Genomic DNA, 17,465 nt, shown 5'->3' with positions numbered 1-17,465 from the left:
CCTTCCTTCAGGGCACCAGCAGGGTCTTGCCGACGACCGTCCTGGCCTCGATGGCCGCGTGGGCGGAGGCGGCGGACTCCAGGGGGACCACCGCGCCGATCACCGGGCGGAGGCGACCGGCCGCCGCCTCGGCCAGCGCCGCCCGCGACAGCTCGCGCAGGTCCGTGTCCGGCCAGGCGACGGCCTTGACGCGCGGATCGGGGGTGGTCATGGGGCCGCCCGCCATGCCGTACACGCTGATCCGCCCGCCGTCCTTCAGCAGCCCCTGCGCCGCCGCGCCGATGTCGCCGCCCACGCCGTCGAAGACGAGGTCGAGCCCGCCCGTCGCGGCGCGCACCTCGGCTGTCCAGTCCGGCCGCGTGTAGTCGACGGTGAGCTCGGCCCCCAGGCTCGCGGCCAGCTCGCGCTTGGCGTCGGCCCCGGCCGCCGCGACCACGCGGGCCCCGGCGGCGCCGGCGAGCTGCACGAGCAGGCTCCCCACGCCGCCGCCCGCCGCCTCGACCAGCACCCACTCCCCCGGCGCCGGGGCGGCGGCGCGTACCAGGCCGAGCGCGGTGCGCCCGTCGGCCAGCAGCGCGACGGCGTGCTCGGGCGACAGCCCCTCGGGCACCGGGATGACGTCCGCGGCGGAGGCCACCGCCAGCTCCGCGTAGCCGCCCTGGCCGCCGAGCGTGGTGACGACGAGCGTGCCGGTCAGCGCCGGGTCCACGTCCTCCCCCACCGCCAGCACGGTGCCCGCCACCCCGTTGCCGAGGACGGCGGGCAGCTCGGCCCGCCGCGGGCCCCGGTCGGCGCGCACCTGCGTCTCCACGAACGTCACGCCCGCCACCGCGACCCGCACCAGCACCTGCCCCGGCCCCACGACCGGGTCCGGCACCTCCTCGGCGACCAGTTCCTCCGGCCCGCCGTACCGCCTCAGGATCACCGCGCGCATGTCCCCGCCCTTCCTATTGTCGGAGCGATTCGCTCCGTTATTTATATCGGAGCGTACCGCTCCGCGACTATCGTGGTCTCCATGTCCGGACGCGGCAGGCAGGCCGAGGCGGCGCGCAACGATCTGCGGCTGCTGCGGGCGGCGCACGAGGTGTTCACGACGCAGGGGTTCGACGCGCCGGTCTCCGCCATCGCCCGGCAGGCGGGCGTGGGCATGGGCAGCCTCTACCGCCGCTACCGCACCAAGGAGGAGCTGCTCCAGCGGCTGTGCCTCATCGCCATGGAGCGCGCCGCCGAGGCCGCGGAGACGGCACTCGCCGACGACGACCCGTGGTCCGGCCTGGAGGCGTACGTCCGTGAATGCGTGGGCCTGCGCTCCGGCGCGCTCGCCCCCGTCGCGGGCACCATCGAGGTCACCCCCGAGATGTGGCGCGCCTCGCGCCGGGCCACCGAGCTGGCCGGGCGGCTCGTCGGGCGGGCGCACACGGCCGGCGTGCTCAGGCAGGACGTGACCGCCCTCGACCTCTCGCTGCTCATCGAGCAGTTCAGCCGCCCCGCGCCCGGCCCGCCCGACCCCGCGCACGAGCACGTCAAGCGGCGGCTGCTCGCCATCGCGCTCGACGGCCTGCGCGCCCCCGGCCGCACCCCGCTGCCCGGCGATCCGCCGGGCGCCGAGTGGTACGAAGGCCGCTGGGGAGAGCGCCCGTAGGGTCTACGGTGGGGTGCGTGGCGTTCAACGACCTGCTCGACGACCTTGACCACAGCGCCGCGGCCCAGGCCGCCGGGATCCGGCGCGGCTACGGCGGGCCGCCGCCCCGCACGGTGTCCGCGTGCGCCGGCTTCACCCGGCTGCGCTGCGCGTCGCTGCTGAAACCCCTCTACGCGTGGGTGACCGCGGACCGCATCCCCGACCGGGAGCGCTGGCGCCGGCACGCCGAGCCCGCGGTCGTGGTCTCCTCCAACGCCGACACGCTCAACCTGTGGCTCGGCGTCGGGCCGGGCGTCATCCTCGACGACCTCCGCGAGCGCACCGGCGTGTCCTGGACCCCGCCCAACGGCGACCCCTCGCGCTTCGGCTCGGTCGAGGTCGCCGCCGAGGAGGTCGCGACCGCGTACGCGGTGCTCGCCCAGTCGGCGGCGGCCGGCGACCCGGTGGCCTCCGACGTGCTGGAATGGATGCGGCAGGTGGAGGGCGAGCAGACGTTCGGGATCCGGGAGGCGCTCGGCTCGGCCGAGGCGGCCGTCAAGTGCGGCTGGTACGGCGCCCCCGACGAGACCTGCCTGCGCACCCACGCCGTCGCCCTGCTGCCGCGCGGCGGCACCCGGGTGAGCGTCGTCGTCGGCATGACCGCGCTGCCCTTCCCCGACGCCGCCGCCCGCGAGGACTACCGGGAGCGGGTGGGCAAGGGCCTGCCGGTGGAGCAGGTGCACGACAAGCTGTCCGGCGCGCTGCTGCGCGGGCTGATGGCGACGACGCTGACCGAGCTGGGCGGCGCGAAACCCCGCCGGCCTACCGCTCCGTGAGCCGGCGGACGACCTCCGCCAGGCCCGGCGGCTCCAGCCCCCGCGCGGGCAGCTCCTCGGCCCACACGTATCCGAGGTACGCCTCCCGCTCCTCCTCCGTCAGCCCGTCCGGCCTGACCACCGGCCGGGCCCCGGCGAGCCTGGCGAGGTAGAACGACTCGTCCTTGACGTAGCGGACGCCCAGCCAGGCGTAGTCGCGGGCCACCTCGACGCACCCCTCGATCACCGCCGAGCCGGGCAGCCCGGTCTCCTCGGTCAGCTCGCGCCGGGCGGCGTCGAGCGCCGTCTCTCCCGGGTCGATGCCGCCTCCGGGCGGCTCCCACACGTCGGCCTGGGCGACGCGGTCGTACCAGTGCAGCAGCAGCACCCGGCCGTCGCGGTCGAGGCAGACGACGCGGGCGGCGGGACGGGCGCTCACATGCTCCATCCCACCGAGGCTAGCTATCCGAGAGCCGGTACGTGGTTCCGCAGCCGCAGATCGTCCGGGTAGGGCGAGAAGTAGGTCTGGTCGCTGACGTACTCGGCCGCCTCGCCCCGCGCGTGGTGGCGCAGCAGCGTCGTCGGGACGCTCAGCGGCACCACGCCGGCCCGGTAGGACTCGATCACCTCGACCAGGTCGGCGCGCCGGGCCGGGTCGAGGGCGAGCATGCCCATGGCGTGCTGCAGCACGTTGACGTTCCTGCCCAGCGTGGCCTTGGTCGCCAGCGCCTCGCGGAAGATCGCGGCGTAGGCGGCGGCCACCTCCTCGTGCGGCCGGACGCCCGCCTCGGCGACCACCCGCCCGGCCTGCCGGTAGCGGAGCGGGTCGTGGGCGAGGAGCTGCATCTTGTGCCGGGCGTGGAAGGCGACCAGGTCACGAGGCCGCCAGCCACCGGCGAGCAGCGCCCGCAGCCGGGCGTGCGCGAACACGCGCTCCACGAAGCTCTCGCGCAGCAGCGCGTCGTGCAGGCGGCCTTCGTCCTCGACCGGCAGCAGCGGATGGGCCGCGATGATCGTCTCGGCGAACAGGCCCCGGTTGCGCCGGTCGGCCGGCGTCCCGTCGGCGCGGTAGACGGGCACGCCGTGGATGCCGCAGGTGGGGCTCTTGGCCTTGAAGACGTACCCGTCGACGTCGAGCACGGCGGCCCGCTCGGCGGCGAGCGCGCGCATCCGGTCGGTCAGGTCGGCGTGGGTGGTGCGGGTCCTCAGCCGGGGGCCGTCGGCGGCGGCCTCCAGCCGCAGGGTCTCGCGGGGCGTGCCGAGGCCCGCCTCCATCTCGGGGCAGATGCGGATCCAGTCGACGTACGGGTCGAGCGCGTCGGTGAGGAAGCGGTCGCGGCTGTGCCCGCCGTTGTATCTGACCAGCTCGCCCAGCAGGCAGCTCGACACCGCCACCCGCGGTCGCGTGTCCGGCCTGCCCGTGATCATCTTTCCATCCAATCCCGTGCAGGTGAGCGCGGGCAACCAAGGCCGGGGAGATCAGTCGCAAGGCCGCCCGGCTCAGGAGAAGGCGCTCACGCGCCGCTCGTCGGCCTCGGCCTCCTCCGTGCGCCCCAGGGCGCGCAGCGCGACGGCGCGGTTGCCGTACAGGTCGGGCTGGGGCTGGAGGTCGATGGCCCGGCTCAGGTCCTCGACCGCGCCTTCGAGGTCGCCGGTCGCGTACCGCAGCACCCCCCGGTTCCCCCACGCCGCCGCCAGGTCGGGCGCGGCCGACACGGCCTCGTCCAGCGCCGCCGCGGCGGTGCCGAACCGGCCCGCCGACGTCTCCAGCTGCCCCAGCACGGTCAGCAGGTGCGGGTTGCCGGGCGCGCGGGCGAGCCCGGCGGCCACGTCGGCCGCGGCCTCCTCGTCGCGCCCCAGGGCGGCCAGCAGCCCGGCCCGGTTGATGAAGGCGTCCAGGTGAGCGGGATCGAGCTCGACGACCCGGGCGAGGTCGGCGAGCGCGCCCTCGTTGTCGCCGCGCGTCACGCGCAGCTCGGCCCGGTTGTAGTACGCCTCCGGCAGCGGCGGCCCGGCGCGCATGGCCCGCTCGTAGTCGGCCAGCGCCTCCTCGTGCTGCCCCAGCCTGAGCAGCAGGTTCCCGCGGTCCAGGTAGTGGTCGGGGAAGGCGGGGTCGAGGGCGATGGCGGCCCCGTAGTCGTCCAGGGCCTCCTTGTCGCGGCCGAGCGCGGCGAGGAGCTGGGCCCGGTTGGCCAGCAGCACCATGCGGTGCAGCGGATGCCGCTCCCCCAGCTCGCAGGCCAGCTCGATGGCCGACTCCACCAGCGCCAGCGCGGCCTCCGGCCGCTGCCGGCGCAGCTCGATCAGGGCCAGGCCGTTGCGGTCGAAGCCGAGCTTGAAGGCCCGTTCCGCGGGGTCGGGCAGGAGGGAGGAGACGGCGATGGCCAGGTTGATCCAGCGCCGGGCGCGGCCGAGGTCGCGCCGGGCGGGGTCGGGGTGGCGGGCGTCCAGCATGGCGGTGCCGTACGCCGCCGCCGCGTGCATCTTCGGGTCCTGGCTGACCTCGCGCACCCGGTCCCAGAGCGCCCGCGCCTCGGCGGTGCGGCCGAGCCCGCCGAGCGCGGTCGCGGTGCGCTGCGCGAAGCGCCACCACGAGGTCCCGCCCGGCTCGGTCCTGGCGAGACCGCGCTCCCCCAGCTCGACGACGGCGTGCAGGAAACCCTCGCGCATGGAGCGGTCCACGACGGCCCAGAGCGCGGCGGCGTCCCGCGTGTCGGGCGCGGGCTCGGGGCCGCCGGTGCAGAGGAGGAGGGTGAGCGTGCCGGGCGGGACCCGGCGGGCGAGGACGTCGAGCAGTTCGAGGTCGGTGGGGTCGGCCTCGGCGAGGTTGCACACGGCCAGCGCCCGTCCTGGCGGCACGGCGTCGCGGACGAACTCGGCGAGGCCGTTGGCCAGCCGCAGCGTGCGGCGCGGCGCGGGCACGAGGATGCGTTCGTCGTCGCTCAGCCCGGCGTCGATCGTCACCCGCCGGGCCGGGACCAGCTCGGCGAGCTCGGGCGCCGCCGCCCGGATCTCGATGTCGTGGGCCGCCACCAGCTCCGCGGAGCGTTCGAGGGTCGCCGGCACCAGGGCGCGCAGCAGCGCCGCCGCGACGGTGTAGGGGCCGCGCGGCCGCCGGTGCGCGTCGATCATCGGCATCAGCAGCCGCGCGGCCTGCCAGCTCTCGGGCGGTACGCCCTCGACCTTGAGGTGAGACCTGCTCTCGATCACCCCTTGTGGATGACGCTGGAGGTCCCGGCGAGCCTCTTGGGGCCAGGCTTGCGGACGACGATGCGTTTCATGACGTGCCTCTCCACTCGCGCGGGGTGATGCCCTATCAGGAGGGCACCCCTACGAATATCAAGGTTCGCGGTGGATAAGCCGGAGGGCCAGGGATAAGAAGTAGTTGCCTTTTGACTGGTTTCCCTAACCTATTTGGCGCCGAACCACCGGGGCGTCGAGTCCATGTGCTTACGTTCGGATTCCTCCATCAGCTCGCACAGGCAGCGGCCCAGGAGCGTGACCGATCGGCAACATCCGGGGCCGTGCAGGTTCCTGGCGCGCACGATGATGGTGGCGCGCTCGATGAGGCGTTCGAGGCTGGGCTCGCCGCCGCCCTTCAGCGACCGGGTGTGCCAGGGGCAGGAGGCGGTGTCCAGGCAGGCGCTCTTGGCGATGATCGGCGGCGATTCGACGCAGGGGGCCGGTGACTCCTCGCGCTTGACGCGGAGGTCCTTCAGCACCTTCGCGGCCCTGCGGGACAGGTCGAGCAGCTCGCGGCGGCCCCGCACGCGCTCCTTGTCCGGCGGCGCGGCCTGTTCGTCCGGCGCGGCCTGTTCGTCCAGCGGACCGGCCTGCTCGTCCGGCGCCGCGGCCCGCTTGTCCGGCGTGGCCCGCGCGGGGACGGCGAGCAGCATCGCGGCCGCCATGAGCCCGCCGCCCACCACCATGCTCCAGCCGACCTGCTCGTGGAACCAGATCACCGCGATGAGGGCGACGAAGACGGGCTGCGACGACATGAGGACGGCGCTCGGGATCGCCGGCACGTGCGCCTGGCCGTACGAGCGGGCGAGGAACCCCAGCGCGCACGACACCACCGACAGGTGCGCGAGCAGCAGCCAGTCGGGCGCGCTCGAAGGGAGCGTGATGCCGTCCCTGACGCCGGCGGCGCCCGTGGTCAGCCCGATGGTGGCGAGCTGGATCGCGGTCAGCGCGTACGGCTGGAAGACCCGCTGCTTGGAGATCTGCCCGAGCATGAGCGTGTGGCCGGAGTAGAGCGCCGCCGCGGCGAGGGTGGCCGCGAGCGCGATCAGCGAGATCTCGTGCTCCTCGACGCCGCGCATCAGCGTGAACGCGGTCATCCCGGCGAGCGCGAAGACGACGCCGTACCAGATGCGGGTCTGCACCCGGGCCTTGTGGACGAGGAGCGCCAGGATGGGCGTGATCACCACGCTGCACCCCACGGCGAACCCCGACACCGCCGACGGCAGCCCGTGCAGCGCCACGGCCTGCGCGGTCTGCCCGACGCCGAACATGATCCCCAGGATCACCCCGTTGATCCACGTCTCGCGCGGCAGCCCCCGAAGGCAGCGCGGCCGGATCAGGAGGAGCGTCAGCGCCGCGAGCAGATAGCGCTCGGCGAGGAGATCCTCGACCGGTAACCGATGGATGAGGTCCTTCATCAGCGGGAACGCCGACCCCCAAGCGGCGCTGACGAACAACAGAAGCACGGCTCCCAGGAGGGGTCGGGGAGCGGGCACGCCTGCCATGGCAGAAGCATCTCACTACTATTCGCAGCCAGAGATGTACAGCCAGCGAGCCGGGCAGGTTCCTCTACCACTTGGAGTGAAGACACTCACCCGCGGGTTCGTACATCCCTACCTCGCACGCACCGGGGGTCGCCCCATCTCCACACTTATCCCGCTTCACGGGAATGGCGGGCTCCTGTCCGCAACAGGGCGAAAATCGGAAGGGTCGGCGGAACGGTCACGCCGAACGAGGCCGGAGGGGGATGGCCTCGGGAGGGGGAAAGCCCGACGGGGCCGGGCTAGACCGCGCCGGACGCCGCGTCGAGGACCGCGGGAGGCACCAGGCGTTTCTCGCCGTAGACGACGGTCAGGTCGCCCACGCGCTCCCTGGACAGCTCGCGCCAGCCCTGACGCCGGTAGAGCGACAGCGCCGCGCCCTGGTTGAGCGTGGTGTCGCCTCTGACGCTGCCGAACCCGAGCTCCACCGCGCGCTGTTCGAGCGCGCGCAGCATGGCCACGCCGAAGCCGCGCCGCTGGAACTCGGGATGGACGCGCAACCGGCAGACCTCGGCCGTCACGGTGTCGACGGGTCTCAGCCCGCCCATCGCGACGACCCGCCCGCCGGTCTCCCCGACGAGGAAGTCACCGCCGCAGGCCAGGTAGAGGTCCTGGATGCGGGGGAAGTCGTCGTCGTAGTAGACGCCGTCGCCGGGGAACAGGCCCACCTGGGCGAGGCAGATCTGGTGGAGCGCGAGAATGGTGTCGAGATCGGACCAGCGATAACGCCTGATGGTCAGCTTCACGCACCGCCCCCTTTCATCTGTGCCCTGGGGCGCCGCAGCGCGGCGCGGAACTCCTCGAGACCGGGCGCGTGCGGGTCCTGCGCCACGATCGCCTGCTCCAGCGCCGTGGCCGGGCGCACGATGAAGTCGGTCAGGTATTCGTTGCCCACCAGGAGGAGCGCCTTGGTCGCGACGGACACCGCCTCGGCGACGTCGCCGTCGATCAGCCGGCACTGCGCCTGGTCCAGCCGGATCAGCGTCTGGTCGAGGATGTGGTCCTCGTAGGCGCTGAGCGCCTGGTCGAGCACCACCTCGGCCTCCAGCGTCTGGCCGAGCTTGGTGAGCACGTCGCCCTGGTAGAAGTAGAGCTGCTTCTCGGTGTAGCCGAAGGCGAGGTCTTCCTTGTCCTCGTCCTGCATGTGACTGAAGGCGTTCCTGGCCCGGGCGAGCGCCCGCTTGGCCTGGTCGACGACCTCCTTCTTGCTGTCGATGCCCGACATCATGGCCAGCGCCCTGGCCTCGACGACCGGGGCCATGGCCTGGGCGACGCACGGGGTGTTGCCGGCCAGGTCGCGGCTCTTCTTCGCGAGGTGCAGCGCCTCGCGGGCGTCGCCGAAGTAGAGGGGGACGAGGGACTCACGGGCGCAGATCCAGGCCCGCAGCGCGCGGTCGCCGGTCTCGTCGGCCGCCACCCGCCCGGTGCGGAAGAACCCGCGGGCCAGGCGGTGGTCGCCGAGGTTGATGAGGATCATGCCGCTCAGCCCGGAGAGCTGGGCGGCCATCCGGCACAGCCGCTCCGTCAGGTCGATGGGCTGGCGCCTGGACATCGCCGTGCGGACCGCGCTCAGCTCCAGCAGCACGTCGCACAGCAGCCGCAGCGGGGCGGTCGTGGTGTATTGGCGGCCGAAGCTGGCCGTCGCCTCCTCCCATTGGTCGAGCATCTGGGCGGAGACGGTGGCCGACACGAGCGTCTCGTCCATGCGGCGCCTGATGCCCTCGCACGCGCCGAGCACGGGGCCGTCGAGCTGCTCCGAGAGGTCCGTGTCGGTGTTGAGCAGATTTAACAGCGTGCGGCGGAGGATGTTCTCGTCCTCCTCCGTCTCCGGGTCGATCACCATCGGATGGAGCACCAGATCGCGCTCGGCCAGCGTCAGGGGGCGGGGGATGTTCTCGCCGCCGACGGCGCCGGGCGTCCGGTGACCGTGCCCGCAGATGCACGGCGCGTCGAAGCCGAGCGAGGAGGGCTCGACCCGGTAGACCGTGCACAGGTAGTGGAGGTATTCGGGCCCCGGGCGTTTGAGCCCGCTCTCGTACGCGGACAGCAGCGTCTCGCCGATGCCCGGTGCTGGTTTCTGATCTCGATCGAACAGGGCCCTGACCTGCTCGATCACGTCGGCCAGCGCGATGCCGTGTGCCAGGCGATGGGCCTTGATCCGGCTCGTGCTGAACTGCGACGCGCATGCTTCGTGGATCTCGTCGGCTATCTGGGAGGAAGTGCGACCCGCGGCGAGGCCTTTGGCCCGGATCCGCCGCGCGATCTCCGTCTCCCTGTGCTGCCTGCCGGACATCCCGGCCCCTCTCACGCAAGTCTCGACCGGTCCGCAACTGATGACTGATCGTAGTCAACAAGTCGCAGCGCGCCTACCCATGACTATGAAGCAACGAAGACTGGAAGAAAACGCTCCGCGACAAGCCTACGGTTAAGGATCGTCCTCCCAGGGGCTGTTTCTTACATCCCATGAGGGAGAAGCAACTCCCCGTAGCCGGATTCCGCTCGTTGCGCCCGCCGCCGTCTTGAGCCATCTTTGGCCCACCAGCAGCGATTCCTAGGAGGACAACGGTGGGGGACGACGACTACGAGCGGCTGGAGCGTCTGGTCAAGGAGCTCGGCGCCCGCGGGTTGCTCGCCCGAGTGGTCCGGACCCAGGGCGGCCGGCAGTTCGTACGGGTGATCAACCCGAAGGCGACGAGCCTGACGGAGAACGTGACCTGCCGGTCGGCCACCGTATCCGACATGCCGGACTGGTGGTACTGCTGGTCCTGGGGCGAGCGGATGCACACGGCGGACGACCCGGCCGGTGCGGCGACGAAGGTCGCCCGAGTGCTCGCCGCCGTGGGCGAGTGATGACGGCGGTGATCCGGATGGAACGCGGCCATCACGGCTCACCGCGACCACGGCGGCTCCTCGGAGCCGGCGGGGTGACCGGTGCGGAGGGCTCCGATCGACGGCGCCCTGGTCACTCCGCCGGTTCCCGCCCTTTCGAGGGCGGCAGATCTCGCGCGCACGGCTCGCACCCGTGCGCGCGGCCAAGCCACCCGTCCCACCGGGGCGGGTGTTCGGGGGATCCCTCCCGGAACCGGCGCGGGACATGCTTCCGGGTGCGTGTCCCGTTCCGAGCCGTCCGTCATCGGAGCGTGGGCTCTCTCCCTCCGCGGCCCAGAGAGCCCGCGTCCCCGTCTTCCCCGGCGTGATGTGACGGCGGGCGGTTCGGTCGGCGGTATTTTGGATGCGAACTAGATCAACTAGATCAAATCGATCCAAAGCCGATCGAACCGCTTCCGGAGGGGGATCCACCCAGTGCTACTGCTGGTGACACCGTCGCCACAGCCCTCGTCGACGTCCACGGTCCTGCCCGACCTGGACCAGCTCACGCACGGAGTGAGCACGGTCTGCCAGAACGACACGGTGCTCTGCTCTACCCTTGCTGGGGTGTTCGACAACGCCCCTTGGGCACCGCTGGTCGCGACCGCCATCACGATCGTCCTGATCGTGGTGCTCGCGTTCGTGATCCGCAACATCGCCCATCGGGTGATCACGCGGGTGGTCACCCGGGCGGCCACGGGCGGCTCGATCACCAGCAGGTTCCGCAAGGGCGCGGCTCCCGACAGCATCGACGTGCTGCTGCACGAGCGGCGCAAGCAGCGGGCCGAGACCATGGGCTCGGTGCTGAGGTACATCGCCTCGATCGTCATCCTGGGCACCGCGGTGCTGACCGTGCTCGACCGGCTGACCATCCCCATCGCGCCCGTGCTGACCAGCGTCGGCATCCTCGGCGTGGCCATCGGCTTCGGCGCCCAGGAGCTGGTCAAGGACTTCATCGCGGGCCTGTTCATGCTGATGGAGGACCAGTACGGCGTCGGCGACGTGATCGACGCGGGCGCCGCCGTCGGCACGGTCGAGGCCGTGACCCTGCGGATCACCCGCCTGCGCGACGCCGACGGCCGCGTCTGGTACGTACGCAACGGCACGATCACCCGCGTCGGCAACGAGTCGCAGGGCTGGTCGCGCGCCTTCGTGGACGTCCCGGTCGGCTACGACGCCGACGTGGTCGCCGTGAAGGTGCTGCTGGAGCACACCGCCGAGGAGATGTGGGCCGACTCCGAGCTGCGCGAGAGCAAGATCGTCGAGCAGCCCCAGGTCTACGGCGTGGAGCAGCTCTCCAACAGCGCGATGGTGTTCCGCGTCACGGTCAAGACCCTGCCGTCCGCGCAGGCCGAGGTGGCGCGGGAGCTCCGGCTCCGGGTCAAGACGGCCATGGACACCGCGGGCATTCCCATGGTCGCGATTGCCTAAGCTAATGCTGTGACTGAGACCTCCTTCTACGATGCCGTAGGCGGCGAGGACACCTTCCGGCGCCTCGTCCACCGTTTCTACGAGGGGGTCGCCGACGACCCGATCCTGCGGCCGCTCTACCCGGAGCCCGACCTCACGGGCGCCGAGGAGCGGCTGCGGGGCTTCCTCGTCCAATACTGGGGCGGCCCCAAGACCTACAGCGAGCAGCGCGGGCATCCCCGGCTGCGGATGCGCCACATGCCGTTCGTGATCGGCGAGCCCGAGCGGGACGCCTGGCTGCGGCACATGCGGGACGCGGTCGACTCGCTCGATCTGCCGGAGGAGCAGGAGACCCGGCTCTGGGACTATCTGGTCTACGCCGCCCACAGCTTGGTGAACTCTCCCGCCTGACGGGGCAGAGAGCCGTCATGGACATCCCCTGGTGGCGTGACGCCGTCGTTTACGAGATCTATGTACGCAGCTTCGCCGACGCCTCGGGAGACGGCGTCGGCGACCTGGCCGGGGTGCGGCAGCGGCTGCCCTACCTGAAGCGGCTGGGGATCGACGCCATCTGGCTGACGCCGTTCTACCCCTCCCCCATGGCCGACGGCGGCTACGACGTGGCCGACTACCGCGGCGTGGACCCGCTGTTCGGCTCGCTGGCCGACTTCGACGCGCTGGTGGCCGAGGCGCACGAGCTGGGGCTGCGGGTGCTGGTCGACATCGTGCCCAACCACAGCTCCGACCAGCATCCGTGGTTCCAGGCGGCGCTGAAGGGCGAGGGCCGAGACCGCTACATCTTCCGCGACACGCCCAACAACTGGCAGTCCACCTTCAGCGGCCCCGCCTGGACGCAGACGCCCGACGGCCAGTACTACCTGCACCTGTTCGCCCCGGGCCAGCCCGACTTCAACTGGCGCAACCCCGAGGTGCACGCGGAGTTCCTCGACGTGCTGCGGTTCTGGCTGGACCGCGGCGTCGACGGGTTCCGCATCGACGTGGCGATGGGCCTCTACAAGGCGGAGGGCCTGCCCGATGTGGGCGACCAGTCGTTCAAGGCGGCCTCGCCCGTGTGGGGGCAGCCCGAGGTGCACGGCGTCTACCGCGACTGGCGCCGGCTGCTCGACAGCTATCCGGGCGAGCGCATGGCGGTGGGCGAGGTCTGGACCGACAGCCTCGACGACCTCGCGCTCTACGTGCGCCCCGACGAGCTGCAGCAGAGCTTCAACTTCGCCTGGTTGCAGGCGCCCTGGTCGCCGACGGCGTTCAAGAAGGTGATCGACGACACGCTCGGCGCGGTCCCCTACGCGACGTGGGTGCTGTCCAACCACGACGTCGTACGCCACCGCACCCGCTACGGCACGGCCGACCCCGGCACGGGGCTGTCCCGGGCGCGGGCGGCGCTGCTGACCATGCTGGCCCTGCCCGGCTCGGCCTACCTCTACCAGGGCGAGGAGCTGGGCCTGCCCGAGGTCACCGACCTGCCGGCCGAGGCCCGCCAGGATCCGGTGTTCTTCCAGTCGGAGGGCAAGCTGCCGGGGCGCGACGGGTGCCGGGTGCCGATCCCGTGGACGGTGGACGCCCCCTCCCACGGGTTCTCCCCCGACTCGGTGGAGCCGTGGCTGCCGCAGCCGTCGTCGTTCGCGGAGCTGAGCGTGGAGAAGCAGGAGGGCGACGCCGGCTCGACGCTGGAGTTCTACCGGCGGGCGCTCGCCCGGCGCCGCGAACTGGTGGAGGAAATTCCTTACACCTTGGAGTGGCTGGATTCTCCCGAAGGTGCGCTTTTCTTCACCCGCGGCCCGCTGATCTGCGCCGTCAACTGCGGCACCCACCCCGTACGCCTCCCCGCCCACGACGAGGTGATCCTGGCGAGCGGCCCGGTCAAGGGCGGCCTGCTGCCCGCCGACACCGCCGTGTGGCTGCGCCGGGCCGGGTAGCCATCACGGTCGCCCGGCGCGCTCACTCCGCCCGCTCGCTCCTCCATGGCACGACCGGCACCGACAGCAGCGTGCACGCCAGCCCCGCGGCGAAGCCCGCCCAGAACCCGGCGCTCTCCATGAGCACGCCGGCGAGCGGGATGGCGGCCAGGGAGACGGTGTTCTGGACGGTGTTGTGGGTGCCGAGCACCCGCCCCGCCCAGGCGGGCCCGGCGAGCTCGCCCGCCGCGAGGTAGGCGAGCCCGTTGCCGGCCACGGTCATCACGGCGGCCAGCGCCAGCATGACGGGGCCCGGCCAGGTGCGGGTGAGCGTCCCGGCGACCAGCAGGAGCAGCACGACGACGTTGGCGAACGTGATCAGCAGCAGGGGCCGCATGCGCAGCCCGACCCGGTCCGACCAGCGGCCGGCCGCGACGCGCACCGCGGCCCCGCCGATCGCCGCCACGCCGAACAGCCGGCCGGCCGACACCGCGTCCCAGTCGTAGAGCTCGACCAGGCAGGTCACGCCGTACGTGGTGACCACGATCTGGGGCACCACGTGCAGAGCGCTGGTGGCGTGCACCCGCCAGAGCGCCGGCTGCCGGTACGGCGAGCCGGCCGGCGCCGTGCCCTGCCCGGCGGGCTCGTGCGGCGGCTCGGTCAGGAAGATCGCGGCCAGCACCGCGGCCAGCAGGCTCACGCCCGCGCAGACGAGCAGCACGCCGGGCAGCCCGTACGCCGCCGCGACCGGCGGAAGCGTGAACGCGCCCACCGCCATGCCCAGCGTGAAGGAGACCTGGCGCACGCCCATGGCGAGGCCGCGCTCGGGCGGCCGGAACCAGCGCAGCACGATCCGCCCGCCGCCGACCATCGCGGCCGAGCCCGCCGCGCCGGCCAGGGCGAGCAGCACGGCCACGGCCCAGGCGCTCTCGACGAAGGACGCGGCGGCGAACAGCACGGCCGCCAGGCCCACGCCGGTGCCGAGCACCACCCGCTCGCCGTGCCGGTCGGCCAGCGCGCCCCACGCGACGAGGGCGGCGAGGATGCCGACGGCGGAGGCGTTGGCGATGATGCCGGCCACCGGCAGCGACACCCCGAAGTGGCGCTGGATCTCCGGCATGACCAGCGGCAGGCCGAACAGCCCGAGTGTGACGCCGGCGTGGGCGTTGACGCCCAGCGCCAGCATCCACCAGCGCTTCATTACGAGAAGCGTTTGAGGTAGGCCAGCTCGGCCTCAGTGAGCCTGCGCGGGGCGGCCCGCTCGACGTCGTAGGCGGCGATCACGGAGGTGGCCGTGACGTAGAGCTCGTCGTCGTCGACGATCTCGTACCGCAGCCGGAAGCGCACCGCTCGGACCTCCTCCACCCAGGTCTCCACGCGCACCGGCTGGGGGCGGAAGCCGAGCGGGCGGCGGTAGTCGATCTCGTGCCGGGTGACGACCAGGCCGCCGAACGGCTCCTCCCCCGCGTTGTGCGGGTCGATGGCGAACATGCCGAAGCGGGCGTCCTCCAGGTAGTCGAGGAAGCGCACGTTGTTGACGTGACCTTGGGAGTCGACGTCGCCGAAGCGCACCGCGCGGAGGTAGACGTGTCGCCGGGGACCGTTGCGTTCAACCACCTGGCCACCGTACCGGTCCCGGTCAGGTGGCCCTGCGCCGGGCCAGGCAGGCCAGCACGGTCAGCACCGAGATCGCGGCCATGGCGGCGAGCGCGTAGCGGTAGCCGGTGACGAGCTGCTCGACCGCGCCGCCCGAGAGCCGGCCGAGCGTGCCGGCGAAGACCTGCTGATGCAGGGCGGCCGGGAGCGGGGCGGTGAGGATCGACAGGACCAGGGCGGTGCCGACGACGTTGCCGGTGTTCTGGAGCATGAGGCGCATGGCGTTGACGATGCCGAGCCGGTCGGAGGGCAGGCCGTCGAGGATGGCGGTGGTGTTGGAGGGCAGGAACACCCCCGAGCCGAGCCCGATGAGCACCAGCCCGAGCGCCACGGCCGGGTAGGGGACGTCGGTGGACATCACGGCCAGCATGACGAGCAGGCCGCAGGTGGTGGCGGCGGCGCCGCCGACGGCCAGCGTACGGGCGGTGAGCAGGCGCTGGAGGAACCCGGAGACCACGGAGGCGGTCATCGCGGCCACCGCGAGCGGCAGCACCTTGAGCCCGGCCTGCACCGGGTCGTCGCCGCGTACGGCCTGGAAGTAGAGGGCGACGAGGAACACCATGCCCATGCGGGCGACGGCGTTGAGGAACGAGGCGAGCGTCCCGAAGGCGAACGCCCGGTCGCGGAAGAGCCCCAGGTCCACCACGGGGTGCGCGGCCCGCCGCTCCCTGGCGAGGAAGAGCGGCAGCCCGGCGACGGCCGCCACCAGCCCGGACACCACGATCGGGTGGCTCCAGCCGAGCCGGGTGAACTCCGACAGCGCCAGCAGCAGCCCGCCCAGCGTGACCAGCACGAGCAGGCTGCCGGGCAGGTCGAGGCCGCGGTCGCGGTCGCCGGGCGCGGGGGCGCGCAGCACGAGCGCGCCCCAGATCAGGCAGGCCACGCCGATGGGCACGTTGAACCAGAACACCCACCGCCAGCCGAGGCTCTCGGCCAGGAAACCGCCGAGCGTCGGCCCGATGAGCCCGGCGATCGAGAACGAGGCCACGTACACGCCCATGCCCTCCCCCAGCCGCTCGCGGGGGAAGGCGTCGCTGACGAGGGCGGCGCTGTTGGTGAGGAGCATCGCGGCCCCGGCGGCCTGCACCACGCGCAGCGCGACGATCACCCAGGCGTTGGGCGAGAAGCCGGCGAGGAGGGCGGCGAACGTGTAGACGCCCAGCCCGAGCAGGTACATGCGGCGGCGGCCGAACAGATCGGCGAGCCGGCCTAATACCACCATGAGCACGGTCGTGGTCAACTGGAACCCCAGGAGGATCCAGCCGGCCGCGGTGGCGTCGGCTCCGGTGTGCCGGGCGATCTCGGGCAGCGCGACGTTCATCGAGCTGCCGCCGAGGCCGGTCAGCATGCTGGCGAGGCTCACGACCGACAACGTTCGCCAGGCCTGGCCTATGGGAGTGGTGGTCGCGAGCGTCAAGAGAGACACTGTCCTTTCTAGATTTTAATACTAGAATCCAATTCGCATCGTCAGCCGGTCAAGGATCGAGGTGTCGGATGAGCGGAATAGTCGACGGCCGCGTGGTCATCGTCACGGGCGGAGCGCGGGGCATCGGGCGCGGGCACGCGCTGGAGTTCGCCCGGCAGGGCGCCAAGGTGGTGGTCAACGACCTGGGCGCGGAGGTGGACGGCACCGGCTCGTCCGGGGCCGCGGCGGACGTGGTGGCCGAGATCGAGGCCATGGGCGGGGAGGCGATCGTCAACGGCGAGGACGTCTCCGACTTCGACGGCGCGGAACGCCTGGTGCGCGCCGCGATCGAGCGGTTCGGCGACCTGCACGTGCTGGTCAACAACGCGGGCATCCTGCGGGACCGGATGCTCGTCAACATGACCGCCGACGAGTGGGACGCGGTCATCAGGGTGCATCTGCGGGGAACGTTCGCGCCGCTGCGCCACGCCGCCGCCTACTGGCGGGGCAAGGCGAAGGCGGGCGAACCGGTGGATGCCCGGATCATCAACACGACCTCGTCCTCCGGGATCTACGGTAACCCGGGGCAGGGCAACTACGGCGCGGCCAAGGCGGGCATCGCGGGCCTGACCGTCATCGCCGCGCGGGAGCTGGAGCGCTACGGCGTCACCGTCAACGCCGTCGCCCCCGCCGCGCTCACCCGCATGACCGAGAACCTCATCCGCTCCGGGGCCAAGGGCGCCGACCCCGACGACATCGCGCCGCTGGTGGTCTGGCTGGCCAGCGCGGAGGCGCGCGGTATCACCGGCCGGGTGTTCAACGTGCGCGGCGGCGCGATCAGCGTGGCCGAGGGCTGGCACGCGGGGCCCGGCGTCGACAAGGGCTCGCGGTGGGACCCGGCCGAGCTGGGCGCGGTCGTCCCCGGCCTGGTCGAGAAGGCCGCGCCCAACGCGCTCACCAACGGCCGCATCCCGGGACGGGAGGACTGAC

General features: G+C 72.6%; 17 protein-coding genes. 7 read left to right on the top strand and 10 right to left on the bottom strand.

Annotation, left to right across the window (positions count from 1 at the left end; all coding sequences use genetic code 11):
• Positions 1-7 precede the first annotated feature (7 nt).
• A complete protein-coding gene (locus tag SMD20_RS42070) occupies positions 8-934 on the bottom strand; it encodes a zinc-binding dehydrogenase (protein ID WP_329591944.1) in 927 nt (308 codons plus the stop codon).
• A gap of 81 nt (positions 935-1,015) precedes the next feature.
• Here SMD20_RS42070 and SMD20_RS42065 point away from each other — a divergent pair, with 81 nt between their 5' ends.
• Positions 1,016-1,642 carry a TetR/AcrR family transcriptional regulator gene (locus SMD20_RS42065; protein WP_329591942.1) on the top strand — a complete coding sequence of 209 codons (627 nt, stop codon included), beginning with the start codon at positions 1,016-1,018 and terminating at the stop codon, positions 1,640-1,642.
• A 17-nt stretch (positions 1,643-1,659) separates the two neighbouring features.
• Positions 1,660-2,457, top strand: a complete 798-nt coding sequence (locus SMD20_RS42060; RefSeq protein ID WP_329591940.1) for a hypothetical protein — start codon at positions 1,660-1,662, stop codon at positions 2,455-2,457.
• Here SMD20_RS42060 and SMD20_RS42055 read toward each other — a convergent pair.
• The 6 genes from SMD20_RS42055 to SMD20_RS42030 all read right to left on the bottom strand — a co-directional run bounded on the left by SMD20_RS42055 (position 2,444) and on the right by SMD20_RS42030 (position 9,513).
• On the bottom strand, positions 2,444-2,884 hold the full coding sequence (locus SMD20_RS42055; protein WP_329591939.1) for an NUDIX domain-containing protein: 441 nt from the start codon (positions 2,882-2,884) through the stop codon (positions 2,444-2,446). The genes SMD20_RS42060 and SMD20_RS42055 overlap by 14 nt on opposite strands.
• 14 nt (positions 2,885-2,898) lie before the next feature.
• Positions 2,899-3,864 carry a YbgA family protein gene (locus SMD20_RS42050; protein ID WP_329591937.1) on the bottom strand — a complete coding sequence of 322 codons (966 nt, stop codon included), beginning with the start codon at positions 3,862-3,864 and terminating at the stop codon, positions 2,899-2,901.
• A 72-nt stretch (positions 3,865-3,936) separates the two neighbouring features.
• A complete protein-coding gene (locus SMD20_RS42045; protein ID WP_329591935.1) occupies positions 3,937-5,646 on the bottom strand; it encodes a tetratricopeptide repeat protein in 1,710 nt (569 codons plus the stop codon).
• A gap of 200 nt (positions 5,647-5,846) precedes the next feature.
• On the bottom strand, positions 5,847-7,145 hold the full coding sequence (locus tag SMD20_RS42040) for a DMT family transporter (RefSeq protein ID WP_329591933.1): 1,299 nt from the start codon (positions 7,143-7,145) through the stop codon (positions 5,847-5,849).
• Positions 7,146-7,462: 317 nt separating this feature from the next.
• Positions 7,463-7,966 carry a GNAT family N-acetyltransferase gene (locus tag SMD20_RS42035; RefSeq protein ID WP_329591931.1) on the bottom strand — a complete coding sequence of 168 codons (504 nt, stop codon included), beginning with the start codon at positions 7,964-7,966 and terminating at the stop codon, positions 7,463-7,465.
• Positions 7,963-9,513 carry an XRE family transcriptional regulator gene (locus SMD20_RS42030; protein ID WP_329591929.1) on the bottom strand — a complete coding sequence of 517 codons (1,551 nt, stop codon included), beginning with the start codon at positions 9,511-9,513 and terminating at the stop codon, positions 7,963-7,965. Before SMD20_RS42030 ends, SMD20_RS42035 begins: the two co-directional genes overlap by 4 nt.
• Positions 9,514-9,785: 272 nt before the next feature.
• On the opposite strand from SMD20_RS42030, the gene SMD20_RS42025 reads away from it, so the two are divergent.
• The 4 genes from SMD20_RS42025 (at position 9,786) to SMD20_RS42010 (ending at position 13,435) form a co-directional block, all read left to right on the top strand.
• Positions 9,786-10,070, top strand: coding sequence for a hypothetical protein (locus tag SMD20_RS42025; protein WP_329591927.1), 285 nt, complete (start codon positions 9,786-9,788; stop codon positions 10,068-10,070).
• A gap of 453 nt (positions 10,071-10,523) precedes the next feature.
• A complete protein-coding gene (locus SMD20_RS42020; protein ID WP_329591926.1) occupies positions 10,524-11,519 on the top strand; it encodes a mechanosensitive ion channel family protein in 996 nt (331 codons plus the stop codon).
• A 9-nt stretch (positions 11,520-11,528) separates the two neighbouring features.
• Entirely contained in the window at positions 11,529-11,909 is a 381-nt protein-coding gene (locus tag SMD20_RS42015) for a globin (protein ID WP_329591924.1), read from the top strand.
• Positions 11,910-11,926: 17 nt separating this feature from the next.
• Positions 11,927-13,435 (top strand): glycoside hydrolase family 13 protein, encoded by a 1,509-nt coding sequence (locus SMD20_RS42010; RefSeq protein ID WP_329591922.1) that lies wholly within the window; start codon positions 11,927-11,929, stop codon positions 13,433-13,435.
• A gap of 22 nt (positions 13,436-13,457) precedes the next feature.
• Here SMD20_RS42010 and SMD20_RS42005 read toward each other — a convergent pair whose 3' ends face one another.
• Genes SMD20_RS42005 through SMD20_RS41995 form a run of 3 tightly spaced genes read right to left on the bottom strand, consistent with a single transcriptional unit; the run spans position 13,458 to position 16,496 of the window.
• Positions 13,458-14,615, bottom strand: a complete 1,158-nt coding sequence (locus SMD20_RS42005; RefSeq protein WP_329591921.1) for an MFS transporter — start codon at positions 14,613-14,615, stop codon at positions 13,458-13,460.
• Entirely contained in the window at positions 14,615-15,031 is a 417-nt protein-coding gene (locus tag SMD20_RS42000) for an acyl-CoA thioesterase (protein ID WP_329591919.1), read from the bottom strand. Before SMD20_RS42000 ends, SMD20_RS42005 begins: the two co-directional genes overlap by 1 nt.
• Before the next feature lie 22 nt (positions 15,032-15,053).
• On the bottom strand, positions 15,054-16,496 hold the full coding sequence (locus tag SMD20_RS41995) for an MFS transporter (protein WP_329591917.1): 1,443 nt from the start codon (positions 16,494-16,496) through the stop codon (positions 15,054-15,056).
• A gap of 68 nt (positions 16,497-16,564) precedes the next feature.
• Between SMD20_RS41995 and SMD20_RS41990 the strand changes: the two genes are divergently transcribed.
• Positions 16,565-17,464, top strand: coding sequence for an SDR family oxidoreductase (locus SMD20_RS41990; protein ID WP_329591915.1), 900 nt, complete (start codon positions 16,565-16,567; stop codon positions 17,462-17,464).
• Position 17,465: the final 1 nt, after the last annotated feature.

This window comes from Nonomuraea sp. LP-02 (assembly GCF_036289125.1).
In the GTDB taxonomy this organism is placed as follows: Bacteria; Actinomycetota; Actinomycetes; order Streptosporangiales; family Streptosporangiaceae; genus Nonomuraea; species Nonomuraea bangladeshensis.
The sequence above is the reverse complement of the archived record's forward strand: the minus strand, read 5'-3'. Positions and strand labels throughout refer to the sequence as shown.